Origin of the sequence: Streptomyces sp. 8L, assembly GCF_020176795.1 — a bacterium.
Classification (GTDB): Bacteria; Actinomycetota; Actinomycetes; order Streptomycetales; family Streptomycetaceae; genus Streptomyces.
On the sequence record NZ_JAIUKE010000244.1, the window covers coordinates 1 to 1,940 of the forward strand.

2 protein-coding genes are annotated in these 1,940 nt (G+C 73.4%); both read right to left on the reverse strand.

The features are described 5' to 3' along the window. Window positions 1-290 precede the first annotated feature (290 nt). Window positions 291-890: an FxsA family membrane protein gene (gene fxsA, locus LCE31_RS20655; RefSeq protein WP_225016282.1), complete on the reverse strand. Its 600-nt coding sequence runs from the start codon at window positions 888-890 to the stop codon at window positions 291-293. A gap of 88 nt (window positions 891-978) precedes the next feature. Beyond that, window positions 979-1,806: a polyprenol monophosphomannose synthase gene (locus LCE31_RS20660; protein WP_225016284.1), complete on the reverse strand. Its 828-nt coding sequence runs from the start codon at window positions 1,804-1,806 to the stop codon at window positions 979-981. Window positions 1,807-1,940: the final 134 nt, after the last annotated feature.

Genomic DNA, 1,940 nt, shown 5'->3' on the forward strand with positions numbered 1-1,940 from the left:
CCCGCCCCCCGGCCCCCCGGCGGGGCGGGGCCCGGCGGGGGGCCGCCCCCCCCCGCCCGGCGCCCCCCCCCCCCCCCCCCCCCCCCCCCCCCCCCGCGGCTCTGTCATGCCATGGCTCTGTCATGCCGCGGTTCCGTCCCCGTCCCGGCTCTGTCCTGTCTCCGTGGGAGAACGGGCCCGGGTCTTCGTGGGAGAGCGGGTCTTCGCGGGAGAGCGGGTCTTCGTGGGAGAGCCGGCCAGAGCGGCGCCCCGCCGTTGTGAACGACTCCCCGAGGCCGTGGCGCGGGCTCTCAGGGCGTGAGCGGCGGCCTCGGCCCGTCGTCGTCCCCGCGCGAGCGGCGGTCGCCTTCGGCGCGCGGAGAGTCGTCGTGCACGACCTCGCCCTGGACCACCTTGCCGTCCTGGCCCATACGGGTCCGCCGGGCCTGCTGGAAGGCGTCCTGGAGGTCGCCGGGCACCGCCGCCCGCATCCGCTTCTCCATCGAGCGGTCGGCGAACCGCCCGACGACCGACCGCAGGGGCGGGATCAGCAGGAGCAGGCCCAACGCGTCGGTGATCAGACCGGGGACCATGATCAGCAGGCCGCCCAGCATCAGGAAGCCGTTCCTGCTGGAATCGGCGCTCCGCTCGGCGCTGACCCCGCCCTGCTGCTGTTGCTGGAGTGTCTGCCGCAGGTTCTGAAAGGCGCGCCGCCCCGCCGTCTTCATGACGACGGAGCCGAGGACGATGCCCGCCACGATGATCAGGAAGACCACGAAGCCGCTCGTGGCGCCTCCCACGAGCGTCAGGAGCCAGATCTCCAGGGCGATCCAGACGAGGATGCCGAGCGGCAGCAGCCCCCGGAAGCGGGAGCGCTTCGGCGCGGTCCCCTGCGGCATAGCGGTGGTCATCTCTCCAGTGTGCCTGCCGTCACGTCCGTGCGGCGTAAGAGGGTGATCGGGATCGTGCAGCCGGCGGGCCCCGAGCGGCGCGCCGCGCTCAGGAGGACTCGGCGGTCCGCGACTCGCTCGCGCCGCTCTCCCTCGCGGCGGGCCCGGGGCCGATCGGCCGGCGGCCGAGCAGGCGGTTGGCGCGGGTCTCGACACCCCACGCGGTGACCCGCCACAGGGCCTCCACGAAGATGTCCCGGCTCATCTTGGAGTCGCCGACCTCGCGGTCCACGAAGGTGATGGGGACCTCGATCACGTGGAAGCCCGCCTCGACGGCACGGCGCGCGAGGTCGACCTGGAAGCAGTAGCCCTGCGAGGCGACCTCTTCGAGGCCGAGCCCCTCCAGGGTCTCCTTGCGGAAGGCGCGGTAGCCGCCGGTGACGTCCTTCATCGGCACGCCGAGCAGCAGCCGGGAGTAGGTGCTGCCGCCGCGCGAGATGAGCTCCCTGGTACGCGGCCAGTTGACCACCCGTCCGCCGGGCATCCAGCGGGAGCCGAGGACCAGGTCGGCGCCCTTGAGGGCGGTGAGCAGGCGGGGCAGTTCCTCGGGCTGGTGCGAGCCGTCGGCGTCCATCTCGACGAGCACCCCGTAGCCGTGGTCGATGCCCCAGCGGAAACCGGCCAGGTAGGCGGCGCCGAGGCCCTCCTTGCGCTTGCGGTGCAGCACATGGACGTTGTCGTCCGCCGCGGCGATCCTGTCGGCGATCCGGCCGGTGCCGTCGGGGCTGTTGTCGTCGGCGACCAGCACATGGGCGTCCGGCACGGCGGAGCGCACGCGCTTGACGATGGACTCGATGTTTCCCGCCTCGTCGTAGGTCGGGATGATCACCAAGGCCGAGCCGAGCGGGCCGAACCGCCTCTGACCGCCGTCGTTCACTAGTGCCCCTTCGTCGTCCTTGGCCGGGGCACCACCATAGCGAGGTAGGCGCCCGAGGTCGCTTCCACGGTGGCACGCGGCTGTACGGGCGGGCCCCGCCGGATCGTTCGGACGCGCCCCGGACACCCCGGGAG